Raw genomic sequence first — 20,865 nt, forward strand, 5'->3', positions numbered from 1 at the left:
CCGGAACCACCAAAGGAGACACTATGGAAGCCGAAACCGCCGCCCGGGTACCGGCACGGTACGGATCATCCGAAGTAGCTCCCGCCCGGGCCACCCAGGACCGCATCGACATCCCGGAGTTCGCCCCGAGCCTGCTGCCGTCAGGCGATATTTCCGCCGACCGCTTCCTGGACCGCGAGCTGAGCTGGCTGCACTTCAACGCCCGAGTACTGGACCTCGCCGAAGACCCGGACCTGGCGCTGCTGGAACGCGTCAACTTCCTGTCCATCTTCGCCTCCAACCTGGACGAGTTCTTCATGGTCCGCGTGGCCGGCCTGAAGCGCCGGATCGCCACCGGGCTGGCCGTCCCGTCCGCCGCCGGCCTCAGCCCCATTGAGCAGCTCGAGACGATCATGGCCGACGGCCTCGCGCTTCAGCGCCGCCATGCCGCCATCTTCGCCGAGCACATCCGGCCCGCACTCACCGGAGAGAACATCCACCTCACCACGTGGGATGAGCTGGATGAAGTTGCACGGCAGGATCTGAACAAGCTGTTCGCCGAGAAGGTCTTCCCCATCCTGACGCCGCTCGCTGTCGATCCGGCGCACCCGTTCCCGTACATTTCCGGGCTCTCTCTGAACCTCGCCGTCGTCGTGCGTAATCCGGTGAGCGACAAGGAACTCTTCGCTCGCGTGAAGGTACCCGACCAGCTGCCGCGGCTGATCTCCGTTGACGGGCCGCGCGCGGGGAACGTGGCAGGCCGGACTGCCCGTTTCATTCCGCTGGAGGAGGTCATTGCGGTCCATCTGGACCAGCTGTTCCCCGGCATGGAGGTCCTCGAGCACCATACCTTCCGGGTTACCCGCAATGAAGACCTCGAGGTTGAGGAGGATGACGCCGAGAACCTGCTGCAGGCGCTCGAGAAGGAGCTGCTGCGGCGTCGGTTCGGCCCGCCCGTCCGGCTTGAGGTCACCACGGACATCAACCCCAGCATCCGCGCCCTGCTCTCCCGCGAGCTTGGTGTTGAGGATGCGGAGGTCTATGACCTGCCCGCTCCCCTGGACCTGAGGGGCCTCAGCGTCATCGCCCGTATTGACCGCGGCGACCTCCACTATCCGAAGCACGTGGCGCACACCAGCCGGGACCTCAATGAGAGTGAAACCTCGAAGGCCGCAAACGTGTTCGCAGCGATGCGGCGCCGGGACATCCTCCTGCACCACCCGTATGATTCCTTCTCCACTTCGGTGCAGGCTTTTCTCGAACAGGCCGCGGTGGACCCGAAGGTCCAGGCGATCAAGCAGACGCTGTACCGGACCTCCGGTGACTCCCCCATTGTCGATGCGCTGATTGATGCTGCTGAGGCGGGCAAGCAGGTGCTCGCGCTGGTGGAGATCAAGGCCCGCTTCGACGAGCAGGCGAACATCTCCTGGGCGCGGAAGCTGGAACAGGCAGGCGTGCATGTCGTGTACGGCATTGTGGGCCTGAAAACCCACTGCAAGCTCTCCCTCGTGGTACGCCAGGAAATCGACGGACTCCGCCGCTACTGCCACATCGGCACCGGCAACTATCACCCGCGCACTGCCCGCTACTACGAGGACCTCGGGCTGCTCACCGCCAACCACCAGGTGGGCGAGGACCTCTCACGGCTGTTCAACCAGCTCTCCGGCTACGCCCCGAAGTCGACCTTCAAACGGCTTCTCGTAGCGCCGCGCTCGGTCCGCTCCGGCCTGATTGAACGCATCGAGCAGGAAATCGCCAACAGTCAGGCCGGCCTCGAAGCCCGCGTCATCATCAAGGTGAACTCGATCGTTGACGAGTCACTGATCGACTCCCTGTACCGGGCCTCGCAGGCCGGAGTTCGGGTGGACGTGATAGTGCGCGGCATCTGCTCGATACGTCCCGGCGTTCCGGGCCTCAGCGACAACATCACCGTCCGGTCTGTTCTCGGCAGGTTCCTGGAGCACTCACGTGTCTTCGCATTCGCGAACGCAGGAGATCCGGCGGTATTCATTGGTTCAGCTGACATGATGCACCGCAACCTCGACCGCCGGGTCGAGGCGCTGGTCCAGCTGTCCTCACCCGAACACATCACCTACCTGCTGTCACTGATGGACCGCTACCTCGACAGCGGCACGGCGAGCTGGCACCTGGACAGCGACGGAGAGTGGATCCGGCACCACAAGGACGACGACGGCAATCCCCTGAGCGACGTGCAGTCGTGGTTATTGGCCTCCCGTTCCCGCAGCCGTCTGCGGCCCGCCCGCCAGTGATGACGCAGCCGGACACAGCGGTAGAGAGCAGGCAGAGCAAGAAGGGCGCCGCCGTCGTCGCTGCCGGTGCACTGTGCTGGCGCAGGCGCTCGGGTGCGCTGGAAGTCCTTCTCATCCATCGTCCCCGCTATGACGATTGGTCCTGGCCGAAGGGCAAGATCGACGCGGGTGAGACCACACCCGAGTGCGCCGTACGCGAGGTCCGTGAGGAAATCGGCATTACGGTGCAGCTCGGCATCCCTTTGCCGACCATCGAGTACCCGGTGGCGTCCGGGCTGAAGGTGGTGCATTACTGGGCAGCGAAAGTTGACACCGCCGCCCCCCAACCGGATGGCAAGGAGGTGGACGACTTCCTGTGGTGCTCTCCCGAACGCGCCGCCGAGCTGCTCAGCAACCCCTCGGACAGAGAGCCGCTGAACGCTCTGGTAGAAGCGTTTGCTGAGGACCGTCTGGCCACCTGGCCGCTGATCATCGTCCGCCATGCGAAGGCCAAGCCGCGGTCCTCGTGGACCCGCGCGGAGGGCGAGCGACCGCTGGCCGCGTCCGGGCGGCGGCAGGCACAGGCCGTCAGCCGACTGCTGGAGGCCTGGTCCCCCGAGCGCATCGTCAGCAGCCCGTGGGACCGCTGCGTGCAGACGATCATGCCGTATGTGAAGCGTTCCGACGCGAAACTGAAACTCGTGGACGCCATTACGGAACGCGACGCCGCCCGCAAGCCTGGACGGGCCAGCAACACCGTTGAGAAGCTGTTCGACCGGCGCGTTCCGGTGGCTGTGTGCAGCCACCGCCCGGTGCTGCCGCTGCTGTTCGACGTACTCCGTGGGCACATGCCGTCCCAGCTGGGCGAGCTGCTGCCGGCGTCGGATCCGTACCTGGCTCCCGGTGAGGCGATCATCTGCCAGGTCAATTGCAGGAAGGCTGGCAAGGTTGTCTCCGTCGAGCAGTTCCGTGCCTACGACGACTGATTCCGGCCGTGTGGGATCCGGTCTTAGACTAAATGCCGTGACTACTCCGGTTCCCACACCCTACGAAGACCTGCTCCGCGACGTCCTGGCTAACGGGACCCCGAAATCGGACCGGACCGGCACCGGAACGCGCAGCGTTTTCGGGCGGCAGCTGAGGTTCGACCTCGCGGAGTCCTTCCCGCTCATCACCACGAAGCGGGTGCACTTCAAGTCAGTGGCCCTGGAGTTGCTCTGGTTCCTTCGCGGCGACTCCAACGTGTCCTGGCTTCAGGAACGCGGGGTGCGGATCTGGAACGAATGGGCTGATGAGGACGGCGAACTTGGCCCCGTCTACGGCGTCCAGTGGCGTTCGTGGCCCACGCCCGATGGTGGCCACATCGACCAGATTGAACGCCTCATCGATGGGTTGAAGACCAACCCTGACTCCCGGCGGCACATCGTCTCGGCCTGGAACGTTGCGGATATCGAGAGCATGGCACTGCCTCCCTGCCACGCCTTCTTCCAGTTCTACGTGGCGGACGGCAAGCTTTCCTGCCAGCTCTACCAGCGCTCCGCGGACACCTTCCTCGGGGTACCGTTCAACATTGCGTCCTACGCGCTGCTCACCCTCATGGTGGCGCAGCAGGTGGGCCTTGAGCCCGGCGAGTTCGTCTGGACCGGCGGCGATGTCCACATCTATGACAGCCATGTTGAGCAGGTTGCCGAACAGCTCTCCCGCGAGCCCTACCCCTACCCCGCACTGCGCCTGAACCGGAAGCCCGAGAGCATCTTCGACTATGAGCTTGAGGATTTCACGGTGGAGAACTACCAGCACCACCCGACCATCAAGGCGCCGATCGCCGTATGAGCGAGTCCCTGAGCGCCGCTGCGCTGGTCGGCAGCCCTGTTGTAGGGATGATCTGGGCACAGACAGTGGACGGCGTCATCGGCCGGGACGGCACCATGCCGTGGCACCTGCCCGAGGATCTGGCACACTTCCGGCGCACCACGCAGGGGCATCCCGTCATCATGGGACGGCGCACATGGGAGTCCTTCCCGGAGAAGTACCGCCCATTACCCGGCCGCACCAACATTGTGGTGAGTAGACAGGATCCGGACCCGGCAGAATACCGGGGCGCCGTCGTCGTCGGCTCGCTAGAAGAGGCCGTCAGCGAGGCCCAGCGCAGTGAGGGTGCCGACGAGATCTGGATCATCGGCGGCGGTCAGGTGTATGCGGAAGCGGCCCAGCACGCGAACGCCGCTTATGTCACGGTGATCGACTCAGCGGAGGAGGGTGACACCTACGCTCCTGCACTCGCGAATTCCTGGAATCTCGCCGGAGTTGAGCCGTCCGAGGGCTGGACCACCGCGCAGAACGGAACCCGGTTCCGGATTAGCCTGTGGGCCCGGGCGGAGCAAGGTGGGCAGCCCTCCCCATCGCGGGATACCCGCCCCGCTGGGTAGTCTCAGTAGCGGGACGAAGATCAGGCAAGGTAAGAGGCACGGGGAAAAATGACTGGGACGCTGGGGGCAAACCCGGATCAGCTGCGCTCGCTGGCGCAACACTGCAGTGCAGGGGCACAGTCCCTGCTCGACATCTCCGCCAGCGTCTCCGCGGTGGTCAACAATCCCGGGTTCTGGAAGGGCACTGACGCGGATCAGACCCGCCAGCGGTGGAATACCGTGCTGCGGGTGCAGATCCTCTCCGCCTCCACGAGCCTCGACCGCGCCAAGTCCGAACTGCTGGAGCAGGCCGCGGACCAGGAGCGCACAAGTTCAGACGCTGATGGGGCTGGCGGGCCGGGCATGACACCGGCGGGCGGATCGGAACGTATGCCCATCCCCGGAGAAGACGGTAACGTGCCGGGTCCGGACTGGTTACTCGGTCCCGATTCGCCGTTTCGTGACGGCTGGGATATGTACCAGCTCATCAAGGCGTTCCCGAACATGCGCGCCGGGCTCTTCGACATCGGCGCGATGCTGACGCCGGCTCTGCGGAGCGGCTTCGGCGACCCTGCCGCCTGGACTGCGCTGCGCAACTCGAACATGCTCAGCGGCTTCTTCAACACCTCCGGCGACCTCTTCGACGGGAACTGGCATACGGCGCTGAACCTGACTGAAGGCTCCCGAGCCTTCGCTGCATTCGATGTGCTGGGCAAGGGGCTCGGCGTCGTCGGCACCGGGCTGGACCTGTACGACACGATCAACCACCTGAATAACGGGGACACGGGCGATGCACTTTACTCCGGTGCCAAAACGGTTCTCGGGGTCGCCTCCTTCCTTCCCCCACCAGTAGGCACAGTCGCCATGGTGGCCAGTGGAGCCCTTGCCATCTATGACAACGTTCCGGTGGTGCACGACGCCGTCAATGCTGTGGGCGGGGCAATCGCCGATACCGCTGAGGATGTGGGCGGCGCCCTTTCCGACGGCGCCGAAGCCGTCGGTGATTTCTTTGGTTTCTAGGACTTCAATCGCACGAGGAGCAGCACGATGACCGAGACCGTGTCGAAGCCTGAGCAGGCCGACAGCCCGTATCCCGACGCCATCGGGTTCGGGTTCGCCGAGGTGGCAGCTCTGCTGAGCCTCGCTCCGGGCGCAGCCGCAACGGCGAGTGCCGCAGCCTTGCGGGTGAGCGATGAAGTCGGTGACACCCGCATGGTTGCGGCGGGCGGCTCCTCCCTTGTGGCACGCGGGCTGGCTTTCCCCGACGACGACGGCGTGCTCTCGGTCGGCGGCCCTGTCGCCGCAGTGACCCGTGCGCTCACCACGGCGCAGCGCCGGATCGAGATCAGCCTCGTTGCGCCCAATTACTCGGACAGCGTGATCTCCATCGAATCGGCGGAGTACGAGATCCTGATGCAGCCGCGCAGCCATCTCACCTGGTTTGCGATGGCCAAGCGGCCTGACATCACCAGCGCTGAAGCAAACCTTTTCATCGTGCAGTCTCACTGTGCTGAACATCCGGACGGCGGTGCACTGGTGAAGAACCGGGAGACCCCTGAGGCCGGTGAGTTGCTGATCAAGGTGGGAGAGGGCGCCTGGACTGTTGGACGCCGACTGCCGGGCGCGGATTCCGTTGAATCAAAGCGGGGCCTGTCCGACAGCGATGTGCTGGCCCAATTACGCGCACTACGACAGGACTGAAGCATTGGTCTACAACGCCGAGCGGGAACGCCGGGATGCCGTAACAAGGGCCGCACACGAGGATCAGGTGGCGCGGACCGGTGAGAATCGAGTGCTGACGCGCGGGATCAACGGTGAACTCGTCAGCTATACCCGCGATGAGTACGGTGTGGGGCGTCTCGGGTTGGGTCCGCGCATCAACACGCGCTGGGGGCATCTTGTCTATGTTCTCGCTATTGCGGTCATCATTGGCATCTTTGTCTACCTTCCCCTGCGGAACCTTCTGGTTGAGGGCGATTCAGGGATGCTCGGATTCCTTGTTATTCCGGCTCTCCTGGTGATACTCGAGATCTTCGCCGTCAGAAACCTCGTGCGGGAGTGGCGCGCACACAAGCTGCGCGAGGCGCGCGGGCTGCCGCGGCCCGCCTACTGAGCCGCGCGGCGTCGTCGCCCTACGGCTGTGACGTAACCGACCGGCGTGGGTTTGGCATCCTCGCCTAAACTGGATGCATGACAACCGCAGCGCACCCCTCCTCGTCCGTGCCCTCCGTCGGTCTGGTCGGCTGGCGTGGGATGGTCGGCTCCGTCCTGATGCAGCGCATGCAGGATGAGGGCGATTTCCGTCTCATCAACCCGGTCTTTTTCTCCACGTCCAATGCCGGTGGCGCGGCTCCGTCGTTCGCCGAGGGCGCCGGTCCGCTGCAGAATGCCTATGACGTCGAGGCCCTGGCAAAGCTGCCCATCATCGTTTCCGCCCAGGGCGGCGGGTACACCTCAGAGGTGTACCCCAAATTGCGCGACGCCGGGTGGGACGGCCTGTGGATCGACGCCGCCTCCACGCTGCGCATGGAGGAGAGCTCCATCATTGTGCTGGACCCGGTGAACCGGGACGTGATCGATGCCGGGCTCGCCCGCGGTGTCCGCGACTTCATCGGCGGCAACTGCACGGTCTCCTGCATGCTGATGGGCCTCGGCGGGCTGTTCAGAAACGGCCTGGTTGAGTGGGGAACCTCCATGACTTATCAGGCAGCCTCGGGCGGCGGAGCCCGGCATATGCGCGAGCTGCTGAACCAATTCGGGTCCATCCACGGCGCAGTCGCCCAGAATCTGGCAGACCCGGCGTCAGCAATTCTCGACATCGACCGCGCAGTGCTGACCCAGCAGAAGAATCCGGCCATGGACGCCTCCCAGTTCGGGGTGCCGCTTGCCGGATCGGTGATCCCCTGGATCGACGCGGACCTCGGCAACGGGCAGTCCAAGGAAGAGTGGAAGGCCGGCGCGGAAACCAACAAGATCCTCGGCAAGGACACCGACGGAGCCCGGATCCCCTTCGACGGACTGTGCGTACGGATCGGCGCCATGCGCTCCCACTCGCAGGCACTCACGCTGAAACTCACCGAAGACCTGTCCGTGAGTGAGATCGAAACACTGATCGACCAGGACAACGAGTGGGCAACCGTGGTCCCGAACACCAAGGAAGCCACCCTGCGGGGCCTTACACCGGTAGCTGCCAGCGGAACCCTGGAGATTCCGGTTGGACGAATCCGCAAGCTCGAAATGGGGCCGGAATACATCAGCGCGTTCACCGTGGGAGACCAGCTCCTGTGGGGTGCTGCCGAGCCGCTTCGCCGCGCGCTCCTGATCGCAACCGGCAATCTCTAGGGCTGCTTCCCTACCGGGGTCTAACCCGGCTGCTCCGGTCTGCCGGCGTAAATACTTTCACGACCCGCTGCTGTCTGCCATGGGTTGCTGTGCCGACCCAGTTTCGGGACTAATGATGATCAGATCAAGATAGGCCTTGAGTGTTTGCGGGACATCAACGTCCTCCGGATTGAGAAGCCACTGGGTTTGAATGCCGTCCCACAGGGCAACAATCGTGGGTCCGGCGATGCCCGGGTCAATGCCGGGCCGCAGTCGTCCGATGCTGGCTAGATAACGCAGTTCGTTGCTGTACTCCCCTCTGAGGCGCTCAAAGCGCTTCACGAAGTACTCCCGGGCGGGGTGGTCCTCGGTGGTCGCTTCTCCACACAGCACCGAGTAGAGCTCGATCAGATGGGGAACGCCTTCGTTATTCTTCGCTTGCTGAACGACGACCTCGGTGAAATGCTCGCGCGTCCCCGGGGTGTCAGGACTGATTTCGTCACGGTACTCAAGGACAGCCACAAGAAGCTGCGCCTTGGTTGGAAAATGATGCAGCAGTGTCGTCTGTGCGATTCCAGCCCGGTCGGCAACCTCCTGGATGCTCCCGGCGCTGTAGCCCTTGGACCCGAACACGGCTACCGCAGCCTCCAGGATTTCACGCTGGCGCGCGGCAGTTTTCGCGTAAGGTCCGCGTGTGCCTCCCCGGGCAGTTGACTTGGTTTGCATGGAGCCAAGTCTAGGTGGCTTAAATATAGAGTAACTACTCGTTTTTCATGTTATCCTCGTCATATCGACATCCTGAACTCTTGACTACGCCCTCGCGGTTGCGAGACGAACTCTGAGGCGAGAACGCGTACCACCTATCACTCGGCACCCCGGGTCGAAGCTGGTGCTCGGATTGAAGTTGCGCAACGTCGTCGCCGTTCCCATAGGCACGCTCGGCGCTATAGGCACCCATTCAACAGGCAAGGAGGCCTCCTGATGGCTACCCTGAATCAGGCCCATACCCAGCCGCGCTCGGCGGGGCGATCGCCGAGAACGGCGCAGAAGGGACGCAGCACACGTAAGGCGGTAGCCGTCTTCGTTGCACCCTTCGCAGTGCTCTTTCTCCTCTTCTACGCGGCACCGATCATCTTCGCGGTCATCCAGTCGCTCCTGGTGGTGGAACGTGAGGGCACGTTCGGGGCGCCGCAGCAGGTCTTCGGCGGATTCAGCCAGTACGCGCTCGTCTTCCAGGACCAGGCGTTCTGGGCCTCGGTCGGCAGGGTGCTGCTCTTCGGCGTCGTACAGGTGCCGATCATGTTGGGCATGGCGCTGCTGTTTGCACTACTGCTCGATTCGCCGCTCCTCAAGGGAAAGAAGTTCTTCCGGCTGGCATTCTTCGCTCCCTACGCGGTGCCGGGCGTCATTGCGGCCATCATGTGGGGATTCCTCTACTCGCCCTCACTCTCACCGTTCAGCGCGGTCACCTCGGAAATCAACTTCCTCGACGGGTCCCTGGTCTTGTGGTCCATCGCGAACATCGTCACCTGGGTGTACGTGGGCTATAACATGCTCATCATCTACGCGTCGCTGCTCGCTATTCCCACGGAAATCTACGAGGCGGCACGGCTTGACGGCGCCTCCAACGCGCAGATCGCCTGGCGGATCAAGATCCCGCTGGTGACTCCCGCGATCATCCTCACCGGGGTGTTCTCCATCATCGGCACCCTCCAACTCCTCGCCGAACCCCAGACCCTGCGCAGCTTCAGCTCGGCGATCAGCAGCACCTACACACCGAACCTCGCGGTCTACACCACCGCTTCTGTGCCCAACTACAACCTGGCCGCTGCGTTTTCCGTCGTTCTGGCACTGGCCACGTTCATCCTCTCCTTTGTCTTCCTGAAGGCAACCCAACGGAAGGTATCCCAATGAGCGCGCCAACCGTTCCCCTGTCGACCGCGGAGAAGATCCATTCCCGCGGACCCCGGCAGAGTGTCATGTCTCGCGCCGCGGCGATGCTCATCATGGGCGTCTTCACCCTCTACTTCCTGACCCCGATCTGGTGGCTGCTCGTCACCTCCACGAAGTCCGGCAGCGAAATCACAGGGACGGCAGCGCTCTGGTTCACACCGAACTCCATCTCGACGTTCTTCACCAACCTCATCGGGCTCTTCCAGTATCAGGATGGGTTGTTCGTCAAATGGTTGGCCAACAGCGCCCTCTACGCGGGAGCTGGCGCGGTGCTCGGCACGATCATCGCCGCCATGTGTGGCTATGCCCTGTCCAAGTACGAGTTCAGGGGCCGGGAACTCATCTTCAATGTTGTCCTAAGCGGTGTGTTGGTGCCCGCCACCGCGCTGGCCCTGCCGCTGTTCCTGATCTTCAGCGAGGTCAATCTGACCAACACGTATTGGGCGGTCTTCCTCCCCAGCCTTGTGAGCCCCTTCGGTGTCTACCTCGCGCGGATTTATGCCGCGGCTTCGGTTCCCGGGGAACTCCTCGAGGCAGCCCGGCTTGACGGCTCCGGTGAGGTGCGTACCTTTTTCACTGTCTCCAGCCGCCTGATGGCGCCGGCGCTGGTAACGATCTTCCTGTTCCAGTTCGTCGCCATCTGGAACAACTTCTTCCTCCCGCTGATCATGCTGCGCGACCAGGCCCTCTTCCCGGTGACGCTGGGTCTGTACGCGTGGAACAGCCAAATCAGCCAGATCCCTGAACTGCGCACGTTCGTGATTATCGGTGCGCTCGTCTCCATCGTCCCGCTCATCATCGCTTTCCTCGGCCTGCAGCGCTTCTGGAGCAGCGGACTCAGCGCCGGAAGCGTCAAGTAACCAGACTGCAAGACCCTAAGAAACCGCCGGAAGGCACACGCCTGCCGGCCTCATCCATACACAAAGGAAAAACAGAATGCGTATGCATCACGGAAAGACCACCGCCGCCGTCGTCATGGTCTCTGCCCTGGCCCTCGCGGGCTGCGCCAGTGGAGGCGACTCCGCCGGAGCGCCTGAAGCAGCGGCGTGTGAGCCCTCTACCGAGCCGGTGGAGCTCACCTACACCGCATGGGTTCCGGGCATGGACCAGGTAGTGGAGCTGTGGAACGAAGAAAACCCGGACATCCAGGTGACAGTCCAGACGGGCCCCAATGGAAACGCCGGCACGTACCGGAACTTCTTCAACCAGCTGCAGGCCGGCAACGCACCTGACCTGGGTCAGATCGAGTACGACGCACTCCCCAACTTCCGCGTTCAGGACGGCCTCGAGAACATCGCGGCCTGCGAAGGTATCGCCGAAGCGAGTGACCAGTTCATCGACTGGACCTGGAACCAGGTGACCTTCGGAGAAGAAGATGCCGTCTACGCGGTCCCGCAGGACAGCGGTCCCATGGCCCTCTTCTACCGCGCGGACCTCTTCGAGCAGGCCGGGATAGAGGTTCCGACCACCTGGGAAGAGTACGCGGCCGCGGCCGATCAGATCCGCGGGGAAGGCGGTTACATCCACAACTTCCAGCGCGCGGACGTGAACTGGTTCGCTGGCCTCGTCTGGCAGGCGGGCGGCCAGTGGTTCAGCAGCGAGGACGACGGCTGGGAGGTCAACCTGACCGGTGAAGAGTCCATGGAGGTGGCCGAGTACTGGCAGGGACTGCTCGAGGGCGACCTCATCTCCACAGTGCCCTCCTTCTCCGACGAGTGGAACGCCTCCATCAGCGAGGGCGAGCAGTGGACCTGGATCTCAGCGGTCTGGGGCACCAGGCACCTGCAAAGCGCTGCCCCCGACAGCGCCGGCAAGTGGGCAGTTGCCCCGATGCCGCAGTGGGATGCGGGCCAGAGTGCTGCCAGCAACTGGGGAGGCTCCACCACAGCAGTACTGAAGGGCTCCGACCACCCCTACGAGGCCTCACAGTTTGCACTGTGGCTGAATACCGATCCCGAAGCACTGGCTCTCGCGAACGAGCTCGGCGGGCTGTACCCGGCAGCTACCGCCGGCGCAGACCTCGAAGCGTTCAGCGGTGAGTCCGAGTTCTTCGGCGGACAGGCTGTTTATGACGTCTTCGCCGAGGCTACGCAGAACGTGGACCCTGAATTCACCTGGGGACCAACGATGACCCAAACCTATACAGACGTTTCCGACGGCTTCGGCGCCGCCATCGCAGGCGAGTCCACCCTCATGGAAGCCCTCCAACGCGGTGAACAGCAAACCATTGAGTCACTGAAGGCGCAGTCCATTCCTGTAGTCGAGTAACGCGTCGCAGGAACCAGTTTGCCCACTCAATCGGCCTGACACGGTTGATTGAGTGGGCCCCTTCACGGCCGGGCATTTCTGTCAATCATTACGGCCGTCGCAACCATAATCGTCCTCCATCCTCGTAGCGTGGAGACCTCACTGAAGGAGCCGTCAAAGTGATCCCCCGCCGTTCTGAAGTTGCCGCCTACATCACCGATACCGCCCCCGGCGGAGGAAACCGCCTCCCTGCACGGTCCTGGCTGCGCAGCGACGCTCCGTCACTGACGCTCGACGGTGAGTGGCGCTTCCGCCTCCTCCCCGGCGTGCCCGGCACGCCCGGCGGTCGAGGCTTCCTCCCCCAGGGCGAGGCGCCCGAGAGTATGGCCACAGAAGAGTACGACGACGCCGCGTGGGACACGTTGCCCGTTCCATCGCACTGGGTGCTTGAAGGTGACGGTGCCTACAGCCGCCCGATCTACACGAATGTCCAGTTCCCCTTCCCATGCGACCCGCCGTTCGTCCCTGATGAGAACCCGACCGGGGACTACCGCCGCACCTTCGAGATTCCGGCGGAGTGGGTCCAGGCTGAACGCATCGTGTTGCGCTTCGAGGGCGTCGAATCCCGCTACAAGGTATGGGTCAACGGCGAAGAGATCGGCTGGGGGGCAGGCAGCCGTCTGGCCCAAGAATTCGATGTCACGCCAGCTTTTCGGGCCGGAACCAATACGATCGCCGTCCGCGTCCATCAGTGGTCCGCTTCAAGCTACGTCGAGGATCAGGACCAGTGGTGGCTCCCGGGCATTTTCCGCTCCGTAACACTTCAGGCACGCCCGGCTGGTGGAATTGAGGATTTCTGGCTCCGCACCGGTTACCACGACGGAATCGGGACGCTCGATCCAGAGGTGATCGCACCGGCGTCGTCATTCCCCATCCGCCTCAGCATCCCGGAGCTCGGGATCGACGTCGAGTGGGCCAAACCCGCGGATGTCGCGCCGCTTGAGGTGGGCAGCGTCCAGGCCTGGTCCGCCGAAATACCGCAACTCTACGACGCGACTGTCGCCAGCACCACGGAGACAATCGCGCTGAGGATCGGGTTCCGAACCGTAGAAATCATTGGCGACCAGTTCCTGGTTAACGGCCGTACAGTGACCTTCCACGGCGTGAACCGGCATGAGACCCACCCCGAACAGGGACGTGTATTCGACGAAGACTTCGCCCGCGAAGACCTTCTACTCATGAAGCGCTTCAATGTGAACGCCATCCGCACAAGCCACTATCCGCCCCACCCGCGGCTGCTCGAACTGGCGGACGAGCTGGGCTTCTGGGTCATTCTCGAATGCGACATTGAAACGCACGGGTTCGAGCGGCACGACTGGGTCGGTAACCCGAGCGACGACGCTGCTTGGAATGATGCTTACCTCGACCGCATTGAGCGGACGGTGGAGAGAGATAAAAACCACCCGTCCATCGTCATGTGGTCCCTTGGTAATGAATCCGGTACGGGCGCGAACCTCGCTGCGATGTCCGCGTGGGTACATGCCCGGGACACCGGAAGACCCGTCCACTACGAAAGCGACTACACGGGCGCCTACACAGACGTTTACTCGCGCATGTACTCCACAGTGCCTGAAACGGAGACAATCGGCCGTGACGGCGACACCAATCCGCTGCTCGGCTGCTCGGCCGCCGAGGCTGCCCGGCAGCGTACCAAGCCGTTCATCCTGTGCGAGTACGCCCACGCGATGGGCAACGGCCCCGGTAACCTCTCACTCTACGAGGCGCTTGTCGACCGGTACCCGCGACTGCACGGCGGGTTCGTATGGGAATGGCGCGACCATGGACTCCGTACCCGCACCTCCGATGGGACCGAGTACTTCGCCTATGGCGGCGACTTCGGAGAAGAAATCCACGACGGAAACTTCGTCCTCGACGGTCTCGTACTCTCCGACTCCACACCGACCCCCGGCCTCTACGAGTTCAAGGCCGTCGTCGCCCCCATACGGATCTCCTTCGAATCACCGGGCGGAAAGGACGCTGGAAGCAAGCCCCTCCTACGCGTGCGGAATCTCCGCCATACCGCGAGTACCGAAGACCTCACCTTCCGTTGGCGGCTGGAGGATAACGGTGAGACGGTCGCCTCCGGTGAGCTCTCGATTCTCGGCCAGCACGGCGGGCCCCTCGAAGCCGGCGAGGAAGCAGTGCTCGCGCTGCCCACCACGGGGCAAGGCTGCCGGGGTGAGGCGTGGCTGACCGTCGAAGCCGTTCTCGCCAAGAACACGCCGTGGGCGGAAGCAGGACATGAGATCTCCGCCGCACAGATGCAGCTCGCTGAACGATCCGCGCCCGCCGGTCCGCGACCGGTCCTGGGTTCGCTTGCACCGGCCGTCGGCACCAACCGACTTGAGCTTGGCCCGGCCGTGTTCGACGACGGCCGCCTCGTCGCGCTGGCAGGCCTGACAGTAGAAGGCCCACGCCTGGAGCTCTTCCGCGCCCCCACCGACAACGACCGCGGCCGGTTAGTCGGCAGCTACATCGACTCGGACCCCTGGGCACCCGATGCCCACGGCGTCCCAGGCAACGGCCGACCTGGCCCGTCATCGGCGGAACGCTGGCACTCGGCCGGGCTGAACCGTATGCACGGAAGGGTTGAATCAATAGAAACCAAAACGGGCGCCGTGCACGTCCGCACCCGCTACGGGGCCGCGGACCAGGCCCGTTGCGTCACCGTCGATGAGACGTGGCAACTCGACGGACAGTGCCTATGGCTGCGCATCGATCTCCTTCCCAGCAGCGGCTGGGAAGGCGTTTGGCCACGCGCAGGAGTTCGTTTCGGTCTACCTGACACCGTGGACGGCGCCTCCTGGTTCGGTCTCGGCCCGCACGAATCCTACCCGGACAGTGTCCACGCGGCTTTGGTGGGGCGGTACCAGGCTGGTATCGACGAGCTCCCCGTCAAATACGGGCGCCCACAGGAAACAGGCCACCGCAGCGGCCTGCGCTCCCTCGATCTCCGCACCGGGGCCCACCCATGGCTGCGGATCGACGCGTTCCCGGATCCGCAGGGACGCCTGCCCGGTTTCACGCTGTCCCGACACACAGCCCAAGAGCTCGCCACCGCAGCGCACCCGCACGAACTACCAGCCTCGGATCGCTCCTGGCTTTATCTCGACGCAGCACAGCACGGGCTTGGCACCCGCTCATGCGGGCCGGATGTATGGCCAACAGCGGCTCTCGCCCCGGAAGCCCGCAGCCTGACCCTGCTCATGTCCGCCACTGCATAGCGGCCAGCCTGCGTGCGCCCTCTCGAAGAGACCGGGGAAGTTCGAATCTGTGTACTAGAAAAATGTCAGAGGTACGGTGCAGACTGTTCTGCATGACGCAGATTCCGGTAGATCAGATCCTTACGCGGTACTTTTCGGCGAGCGCCGCGGGTAGACATCCCGCCACGGTTGAGCGCTACAGGCGCGTCTTCGACCACCTGCGGCTGTTTCTCGACCGGGAGGGCCATTCCACGGTCAGTTCCGATACGGCGGCGCTGCTCGTTTTGGAGCGGCAGTTCGAGCCTGAGGGCGCCTTCGAGCGGATACTCGGTGCGGAAGAGCTCGTCTTCGCACTCCCCCGGTTCCTCAGCGCCGCGTGGCTGCTACCGGATTTCCACGACCGGCTCGCGCAGATCAGCCTGGTCTCACGGCTGGTTCAATGGCTGTGCAGCCGGGAGCTGGTGGACAGCCGGTGGCACCGCCACGCCGTCATGCAGACGCGGGCGGCAGCGGAGAAGGCGCGGCGGCGGGCAACCACGTAAAGGGGCCCGTGCCCTGCGATGCAACGCTCCCCAGAACTAGTTCAGGGAACAGCCGATCAGCAGGGGTTCCGGGTGCAGACGGATGCCGAATCGATCCTCCACACCATCGGCAACCAGCCGGGCAATACTCAGCAGGTCTTCCGCCGAGGCCTCGCCGCGGTTTGTGACGGCGAGGGTGTGCTTGGTCGACAACGCGGCCCTGCCGCCCGCCGCGCGGTGGCCGGCATCATCTGCCAGGCCAAATCCCTTGCCGAAACCTGCATGCTCGATGAGCCAGGCCGCACTGAGCTTCACGGAGCCGTTGGGCATCGGGTACCGGGGCGCCTCCGCCGGCAGGGACTCCGCCTCTGCCGCGTCGACAATCGGGTTGGTGAAGAATGATCCGGTGCTGTAGGTGTCGCGGTCTTCCGGGTCCAGCACCATGCCTTTCGTTGCACGCAGCTTGAGGACGGCACGTCGCACATCGGTGGCGTAGGTCCGTCCCCCGGCGTCGATACCGAGTTCGCGCGCCAGCTCGGCATACCGTACCGGTGCGCTCATGCGGCCGAGTCCCAGCTGGAACTGAACCGTGAGCACCACATAACGGGGAGATCCGGCGTCGGTCGTGCGCTTCAGGAGGGAATCCCGGTACCCGAACTTCAGGTCAAAGTTGGCCAGGGATTTGATGGACCTGGTCTCGCGGTCATACGTGCGCACCATGGCGATGGTGTGGGACACCTCTGATCCGTACGCGCCGACGTTCTGCACGGGTACCGCCCCGGTGGAACCGGGGATGCCAGAGAGCGCCTCCAGCCCGGAGTAAGCGTGCCGCACTGTGTACTCGACGAGCTCATCCCAGGGTTGGCCGGCCTGGGCGGTAACCATTACGCCTCCGCAGGTGGCGTCGTCGTCGTTCACTGTGAAGCCGGTCGAAGCAATTTTGACCACTGTTCCGGCGAAGCCGCTGTCCGCCACCAGCAGGTTCGAACCGCCGCCAATCAGCAGGAGCGGCTCCCCCGCCTCATCGGCGGAGCGGATCGCCTCGATGAGTTCCGCTTCAGTGCGTGCCACCACGAATTTGCGGGCGGGGCCGCCGACGGCCGACGTGGTGAACTGGGCGAGGGATGTCACCAGATCCGCACCACTGCCTGTGCCTTGACGAGCACCTTCTGTCCCCCGGCGGAGACGGTCAGGTCAATGCGCGCAGTCGAATTGTCCGGGTCCACAGCCCCGACAACTCCGACAACCTCGATGACCGCCCCGGCACTGCCAGGCTGCGCCGTGGTGTCCTCAACAACAACCGGCCGGGTGAAGCGGGTCTGGTAGTCGATCACGGCGGCGGGATCACCGATCCAGTCGGTTACTGCCTGGACCGCCGCGCCCATGGTGAACATGCCATGGGCGATGACTCCGGGTAGGTCCACACCCCGGGCAAAGGATTCATTCCAGTGGATGGGGTTGAAGTCACCGGATGCTCCTGCGTACTTCACCAGGTCCAGCCGGGTGACGTCGAGGGAGGAACGGCCGATTTCCTGACCCACTTCAAGATCTGTCAGCGAAATTGTCATGCTTACTGCTCCTCCCCGCGCACCAGGATGGATGACGTGGTTGTTGCGGTTTTTTCACCTTCCACGGTGGAGATCTCAGCACGGGTGGTGATCATTGCTCCGCCGCCCATGGCCCGGACCTGATCGACGTGGAGTTCGGCAACCAGTTCATCCCCCGCGATGATCGGCCGGTGGTGGATGAACCGCTGGTCGGCGTGGACCACGCGGGTGAAATCAATGCCGGCCTCGGGATCGTTGATCAGCTGTGCGTCAGCCCGCTGGGCGATGATGATCGCGAAGGTGGGCGGCGCGACGACATCGCGGTGCCCCAGCGCGCGGGCGGCTTCCGGGTCGAAGTGCGACGGATGCGTCGCCTTCACTGCCTGGGCGAACTCGCGAATCTTCTCGCGGCCTACGGTGTAGACCTCACCAGCAGGGTAACTGCGCCCCTGGAGGTCGGGGTTGATCGTCATGAAACTCCTTATGATCCGGGCTTCCCGTCGCGGGCACGCCTGTTCAGGGTAACTGCTCGTCAGGCTACCGGCTGGTTGGGCCGGAACCATCCTTAGGCCGATGGCGGCGCTGCGCGTCACGTCCACGCACCACCAGGCCGGCCAGATGTGCCGCCATTCCCGCAATGATGATCGGCAGGGCCGCGAAGACCAGGGGATCTGTCTCGAGCATTGCTCCGGCGATGGCCAGCAGGATTCCGACGCCGGTGAGGATCAGCGCAGCGATGACGAGCCGGCGGTACAGCGGCGATCCGGTGTCCCAGGGCGTGTTCAGCATCCTTTAACCCTACCGAAGCGATTCCCGCCGGTGACCGGTTAGCGCCGGCGTCCATCGGCGGAACAGTCCCGGCACCCGCATGACCAGCGCCCAGTAGAGCACTCCCGCTACCAGGGAGGCTGCAACGCCTACCGAGGGATGGAGGCTTTCAAGGTGCGGGAACACGAGCCAGTGTACGAGGTAGATGTACAGCGATGCGCTTGCGAGCACCACAGTCAGTTGCTGAAGGACCGTGGGGACCGGGAGTCGGGGAACCCACACGAGCAGCAGCATCCCTGTCAGGAGGGTCATTTCGCGGGCCAGGTCCCCATAGAAGAAGCCGGGGATGCACAGCAATGCAACAGCGGTGATCAGGAAGCGGTGTGCGGTACGCCGTGCTCTCGCCACCGCCCACCCAAGGGCGAACAGCCAGAGCGCGGGGGCAGTGTTCGGCACCTCGAGGTCAACGATGTTGAACCGCGTCAGCAGACCCGCGGCGGCCAATCCCAGCGGGAACCCGAAGGGAAAACGCCGTTCCAGCCGTGCAACGGGAGGAAGGGCAAGCAGTGCAACCACACAGACAAGGAGGTAGGTCAGCACCTCGACGAACCAGAAATGCCATTCAGGTGTGACTTCCTGCGGGCCGACGAGCGCGTTCAGCAGGAAGATATTGGCGACGCTGTAGTGATCGGTAATGATGTAGCCCAGAAGAATCAGCGCCACGCTCGGCAGCACTATGCGGGCGATGCTGGTCAATTGGCGCCGCAACCGATGCCAGCGTTCGCCCTGGAGCTGGAAACGCGCGAAGTTGTACCCGGCTGCGGCCATCAGCACGTGCGCCGTCCCTTCCCAGTGGAACAGCCCTATGTGCGTGCTGATGATGAAGATGATGGCGACGGCCCGCAGCACGATGCTCGTCTCGACGGCCGCGAAGAATCTGCGCCGACGCACCGGAGCTTTGGCCGCCGCGCGCTGTGCAACCTCAACAAGCTCTGCGACGGACCGCACGTGCCAGTCCGCGGGCAGGGTGCCCAGGGCCCGCTCCAGGCGTACGGACGTCGCTACATAGGACAGTGAATCGCCGCCCAGTGATACGAAGGTGCTGTCATCATCGACTGCGGGTACCTCCAGCTGCTCGGCCAGAATCACGCGCACGTCATGCGGCCCCTCCTTGAGGGTGACCGACGGTGCACGTGCCTCCGGTGCGGGGTCGGCGAGGGCGAGAATCGACTGATAGTCCGGCTTTCCGCTGCTGAGCCGGGGAATCTGCTCCACGGCGTACATCGTCAGCGCCCCGCGCGGTATGCCTAGGTCAGGCGCCAGTACCTTACGGAGCAGCCCCGGTTCGTGATCGCCCTCCAACGCGACAACCAGGTGTTCATCGGTCCCGGCACAGGCGGCCCGCACGCCGAGGTCGGCGAGGATCTGCTCCACCCGTCCAAGGTCAATCCGCAGCCCCGCGACCTTGATGAAGCGGCTGCGCCGTCCAACCACCTCGTACAGTCCATCCGGGTGCCTCCGCGCCAGGTCTCCGGTGCGTAGCTCGTCAACGGTGCGGCCAGCAGCGAGGTCCGCGGACGTCTCCGCGTAACCGAGCATGACGTTGGGGCCGGTGTACACCAGTTCACCGTCCTTGAGCCCATCGACCGGATCGATCCGGAAACTGCCGCCGGGCACGGGCACCCCGATCCGGGATGGATTCTCCGCGGCAAGGGCTGGAGGCAGGTAGGCCATCCGCGCCGTCGCTTCGGTTTGGCCGTACATCACGAACAGCTCCCAACCCCGGTCATTCCCCAGTTCCGCGTACCGACGCACCAGATCCGGAGACAGGCGGCCGCCGGCCTGGGTCACGTACCGCAGTGTCGGCAGGTCCATGTCTGCGAAACCGACGCGCTCGAGCAGCTCGAAAGTGTACGGAACGGCGGCGAAGGCGCTTGCGTCCGTTCGGCGGAACAAATCCCAGAAACAAGGGTCCACGACTGAAAGGTCAGTGAGTACCAGTGACGCTCCCATCAGCAGGTGGCTGTTGAGTACCGATAGCCCGTAGCAGTAGGACAAAGGCAGGGTGGTGACAGCCCGATCCGCCGGCCCTATCCTCAGATACTCGGCGATGGCCGCGGCGTTCGCCTCGAGGTTCCGGTGTGAGAGCCTGACGAGCTTCGGCGAACCCGTTGATCCTGAGGTGCTCAGCAGGAGTGCGAGATCGGGATGCAGTTCGTGACTGGTGACAGCGCGGATTTCACGGATGCGCGGCGTTCCGTTCCCGCCGCCCGAGTCAATGACAACATCCGGGTCGAAAGTACTCCGTAGTGAGTCGACGGCGGAGGGCTTGTCTCCCGGTACCAGGATCACAGGGTGCCCCGCGGACAGCGCAGCCAGATAGGCGACGACGGAGTCGAGGGTGTTGGTTGCCGCCAGCAGCACCAACCGCCGGTCCGGACCGAGACGGTCCGCAAGAGCCTCCACTCGTTCCGCCAGATCACGGTAGCTGAGGGTTTCACCGTCCGTCACGATCGCAGCGCGGTCAGCGAAAAGGGCGAGGTCCGCTGCGAACCCGACGGACCGGGTAGCGGGTTTCAGGGGCAGAATCGGCGTTGTCAGAGACACAG

General features: G+C 64.2%; 19 protein-coding genes. 13 read left to right on the forward strand and 6 right to left on the reverse strand.

The window, feature by feature from the left end; all coding sequences use genetic code 11:
- Positions 1-23: 23 nt before the first annotated feature.
- From ABFX19_RS01365 to asd, 8 genes are all read left to right on the forward strand, one after another.
- Positions 24-2,249, forward strand: coding sequence for an RNA degradosome polyphosphate kinase (locus tag ABFX19_RS01365; RefSeq protein WP_277358693.1), 2,226 nt, complete (start codon positions 24-26; stop codon positions 2,247-2,249).
- Positions 2,249-3,214 (forward strand): NUDIX hydrolase, encoded by a 966-nt coding sequence (locus tag ABFX19_RS01370; RefSeq protein WP_346027208.1) that lies wholly within the window; start codon positions 2,249-2,251, stop codon positions 3,212-3,214. The genes ABFX19_RS01365 and ABFX19_RS01370 overlap by 1 nt, the downstream gene beginning before the upstream one ends.
- Before the next feature lie 37 nt (positions 3,215-3,251).
- Complete coding sequence (locus tag ABFX19_RS01375) at positions 3,252-4,061, forward strand: thymidylate synthase (RefSeq protein WP_277358695.1); 810 nt, start codon at positions 3,252-3,254, stop codon at positions 4,059-4,061.
- On the forward strand, positions 4,058-4,657 hold the full coding sequence (locus ABFX19_RS01380) for a dihydrofolate reductase (RefSeq protein ID WP_346027209.1): 600 nt from the start codon (positions 4,058-4,060) through the stop codon (positions 4,655-4,657). The genes ABFX19_RS01375 and ABFX19_RS01380 overlap by 4 nt, the downstream gene beginning before the upstream one ends.
- Positions 4,658-4,705: 48 nt before the next feature.
- Entirely contained in the window at positions 4,706-5,656 is a 951-nt protein-coding gene (locus tag ABFX19_RS01385) for a hypothetical protein (protein ID WP_277358697.1), read from the forward strand.
- A 27-nt stretch (positions 5,657-5,683) separates the two neighbouring features.
- Positions 5,684-6,337, forward strand: coding sequence for a hypothetical protein (locus tag ABFX19_RS01390; RefSeq protein ID WP_346027210.1), 654 nt, complete (start codon positions 5,684-5,686; stop codon positions 6,335-6,337).
- 4 nt (positions 6,338-6,341) lie between these two features.
- Positions 6,342-6,749 carry a hypothetical protein gene (locus ABFX19_RS01395; protein WP_346027211.1) on the forward strand — a complete coding sequence of 136 codons (408 nt, stop codon included), beginning with the start codon at positions 6,342-6,344 and terminating at the stop codon, positions 6,747-6,749.
- A 77-nt stretch (positions 6,750-6,826) separates the two neighbouring features.
- Positions 6,827-7,978: an aspartate-semialdehyde dehydrogenase gene (asd, locus tag ABFX19_RS01400; protein ID WP_346027212.1), complete on the forward strand. Its 1,152-nt coding sequence runs from the start codon at positions 6,827-6,829 to the stop codon at positions 7,976-7,978.
- 57 nt (positions 7,979-8,035) lie between these two features.
- Here asd and ABFX19_RS01405 read toward each other — a convergent pair whose 3' ends face one another.
- Positions 8,036-8,683, reverse strand: a complete 648-nt coding sequence (locus tag ABFX19_RS01405; RefSeq protein WP_346027213.1) for a TetR/AcrR family transcriptional regulator — start codon at positions 8,681-8,683, stop codon at positions 8,036-8,038.
- 255 nt (positions 8,684-8,938) lie between these two features.
- Here ABFX19_RS01405 and ABFX19_RS01410 point away from each other — a divergent pair, with 255 nt between their 5' ends.
- The 5 genes from ABFX19_RS01410 to ABFX19_RS01430 all read left to right on the forward strand — a co-directional run bounded on the left by ABFX19_RS01410 (position 8,939) and on the right by ABFX19_RS01430 (position 15,962).
- A complete protein-coding gene (locus ABFX19_RS01410) occupies positions 8,939-9,871 on the forward strand; it encodes a carbohydrate ABC transporter permease (RefSeq protein WP_346027214.1) in 933 nt (310 codons plus the stop codon).
- A gap of 65 nt (positions 9,872-9,936) precedes the next feature.
- Positions 9,937-10,770: a carbohydrate ABC transporter permease gene (locus tag ABFX19_RS01415; RefSeq protein WP_404800724.1), complete on the forward strand. Its 834-nt coding sequence runs from the start codon at positions 9,937-9,939 to the stop codon at positions 10,768-10,770.
- Between the two features lie 76 nt (positions 10,771-10,846).
- The gene (locus tag ABFX19_RS01420) at positions 10,847-12,178 is read left to right on the forward strand and encodes an ABC transporter substrate-binding protein (protein ID WP_346027215.1); all 1,332 of its coding nucleotides are present in this window, start codon (positions 10,847-10,849) and stop codon (positions 12,176-12,178) included.
- 158 nt (positions 12,179-12,336) lie between these two features.
- Entirely contained in the window at positions 12,337-15,441 is a 3,105-nt protein-coding gene (locus tag ABFX19_RS01425; RefSeq protein WP_346027216.1) for a glycoside hydrolase family 2 TIM barrel-domain containing protein, read from the forward strand.
- Between the two features lie 92 nt (positions 15,442-15,533).
- The gene (locus ABFX19_RS01430; RefSeq protein ID WP_056543902.1) at positions 15,534-15,962 is read left to right on the forward strand and encodes a hypothetical protein; all 429 of its coding nucleotides are present in this window, start codon (positions 15,534-15,536) and stop codon (positions 15,960-15,962) included.
- A 36-nt stretch (positions 15,963-15,998) separates the two neighbouring features.
- Here ABFX19_RS01430 and ABFX19_RS01435 read toward each other — a convergent pair whose 3' ends face one another.
- The 5 genes from ABFX19_RS01435 to ABFX19_RS01455 form a co-directional block, all read right to left on the reverse strand.
- Positions 15,999-17,072, reverse strand: a complete 1,074-nt coding sequence (locus tag ABFX19_RS01435; protein ID WP_277358707.1) for a UDP-N-acetylmuramate dehydrogenase — start codon at positions 17,070-17,072, stop codon at positions 15,999-16,001.
- Positions 17,069-17,509: a MaoC family dehydratase gene (locus ABFX19_RS01440; protein ID WP_277358708.1), complete on the reverse strand. Its 441-nt coding sequence runs from the start codon at positions 17,507-17,509 to the stop codon at positions 17,069-17,071. The genes ABFX19_RS01435 and ABFX19_RS01440 overlap by 4 nt, the downstream gene beginning before the upstream one ends.
- A 2-nt stretch (positions 17,510-17,511) precedes the next feature.
- A complete protein-coding gene (locus ABFX19_RS01445; RefSeq protein WP_056543893.1) occupies positions 17,512-17,961 on the reverse strand; it encodes an FAS1-like dehydratase domain-containing protein in 450 nt (149 codons plus the stop codon).
- A 64-nt stretch (positions 17,962-18,025) separates the two neighbouring features.
- Entirely contained in the window at positions 18,026-18,277 is a 252-nt protein-coding gene (locus tag ABFX19_RS01450) for a hypothetical protein (RefSeq protein WP_277358709.1), read from the reverse strand.
- Positions 18,278-18,286: 9 nt separating this feature from the next.
- The gene (locus ABFX19_RS01455) at positions 18,287-20,863 is read right to left on the reverse strand and encodes an AMP-binding protein (protein WP_346027217.1); all 2,577 of its coding nucleotides are present in this window, start codon (positions 20,861-20,863) and stop codon (positions 18,287-18,289) included.
- Positions 20,864-20,865: the final 2 nt, after the last annotated feature.

Origin of the sequence: Arthrobacter parietis (assembly GCF_039530425.1) — a bacterium.
GTDB classification, from domain to species: domain Bacteria; phylum Actinomycetota; class Actinomycetes; order Actinomycetales; family Micrococcaceae; genus Arthrobacter_D; species Arthrobacter_D parietis.

What these genes read in the sequence shown, in the direction of transcription:
- ABFX19_RS01365 (WP_277358693.1), top strand. Translation starts at nt 24, where the DNA reads ATGGAAGCCGAAACCGCCGCCCGGGTACCGGCACGGTACGGATCATCC.
- ABFX19_RS01370 (WP_346027208.1), top strand. Translation starts at nt 2,249, where the DNA reads ATGACGCAGCCGGACACAGCGGTAGAGAGCAGGCAGAGCAAGAAGGGC.
- ABFX19_RS01380 (WP_346027209.1), top strand. Translation starts at nt 4,058, where the DNA reads ATGAGCGAGTCCCTGAGCGCCGCTGCGCTGGTCGGCAGCCCTGTTGTA.
- ABFX19_RS01385 (WP_277358697.1), top strand. Translation starts at nt 4,706, where the DNA reads ATGACTGGGACGCTGGGGGCAAACCCGGATCAGCTGCGCTCGCTGGCG.
- ABFX19_RS01390 (WP_346027210.1), top strand. Translation starts at nt 5,684, where the DNA reads ATGACCGAGACCGTGTCGAAGCCTGAGCAGGCCGACAGCCCGTATCCC.
- asd (WP_346027212.1), top strand. Translation starts at nt 6,827, where the DNA reads ATGACAACCGCAGCGCACCCCTCCTCGTCCGTGCCCTCCGTCGGTCTG.
- ABFX19_RS01405 (WP_346027213.1), bottom strand. Translation starts at nt 8,683, where the DNA reads ATGCAAACCAAGTCAACTGCCCGGGGAGGCACACGCGGACCTTACGCG.
- ABFX19_RS01410 (WP_346027214.1), top strand. Translation starts at nt 8,939, where the DNA reads ATGGCTACCCTGAATCAGGCCCATACCCAGCCGCGCTCGGCGGGGCGA.
- ABFX19_RS01415 (WP_404800724.1), top strand. Translation starts at nt 9,937, where the DNA reads ATGTCTCGCGCCGCGGCGATGCTCATCATGGGCGTCTTCACCCTCTAC.
- ABFX19_RS01420 (WP_346027215.1), top strand. Translation starts at nt 10,847, where the DNA reads ATGCGTATGCATCACGGAAAGACCACCGCCGCCGTCGTCATGGTCTCT.
- ABFX19_RS01430 (WP_056543902.1), top strand. Translation starts at nt 15,534, where the DNA reads ATGACGCAGATTCCGGTAGATCAGATCCTTACGCGGTACTTTTCGGCG.
- ABFX19_RS01440 (WP_277358708.1), bottom strand. Translation starts at nt 17,509, where the DNA reads ATGACAATTTCGCTGACAGATCTTGAAGTGGGTCAGGAAATCGGCCGT.
- ABFX19_RS01445 (WP_056543893.1), bottom strand. Translation starts at nt 17,961, where the DNA reads ATGACGATCAACCCCGACCTCCAGGGGCGCAGTTACCCTGCTGGTGAG.
- ABFX19_RS01450 (WP_277358709.1), bottom strand. Translation starts at nt 18,277, where the DNA reads ATGCTGAACACGCCCTGGGACACCGGATCGCCGCTGTACCGCCGGCTC.